Raw genomic sequence first — 617 nt, 5'->3', positions numbered from 1 at the left:
ATTTCGGGAAATCCGATCCGCGCTGAGGCGGCCATGACTATAAAGTCGCAAGCGAGAGCCATCTCGGCCCCGGCGCCAAGCGCATAGCCGTTTACCGCCGCAATGACCGGCTTTGGGTGTGAGACAAGACGTCTGCACACCCTTTGTTCGCTCATGAGATATTGTCGCCGATCGAAGGCCGTGCGACCCGCTTTGTGCTCCTTCAAGTCGGCGCCTACACAAAACGCCCGGCCTTCTCCGGTCAGGACAATGACGCGCACGTTTTTGTCTCTTTCAGCCTGATCGAGAGCTACCAGAACTTCGTCGTATAATTTCTGCACCACAGCGTTCAGGCGGTGCGGACGATTCAGACGAATCTCAACGATACCGTCCTGGATTCCGTAGGCGACCGTTTCAAACATTATGTACTTCCTATAACCCGCTAGACGGGTGGTCACGGTTGGCGGGCACGATAACAGAGGCAAGTGGATTTGCAACACATGTTTCAACCTTGCACGAGTGAGTTGTATGGATCATCCTTGACCGCGAGAGGGCCGAAACACCGGGAGAGGCGTCTCTCGCGCCAGTTCGGCGAAGAGACAAATGCCTCAGACGGTGCAAATGATCGAAATTGAACG

Annotated in this window: 1 protein-coding gene; it reads right to left on the bottom strand. The window is 55.1% G+C overall.

Features of this window, described 5'->3' with window-relative positions:
• Positions 1-401 (bottom strand): enoyl-CoA hydratase/isomerase family protein (locus ACFFNA_RS35640; protein ID WP_378924626.1); only part of this gene is annotated, 401 nt, incomplete at its 3' end.
• Between the last annotated feature and the right edge of the window lie 216 nt (positions 402-617).

The organism is Mesorhizobium kowhaii (assembly GCF_042431665.1).
GTDB classification, from domain to species: Bacteria; Pseudomonadota; Alphaproteobacteria; order Rhizobiales; family Rhizobiaceae; genus Mesorhizobium; species Mesorhizobium kowhaii.
The sequence above is the reverse complement of the archived record's forward strand: the minus strand, read 5'-3'. Positions and strand labels throughout refer to the sequence as shown.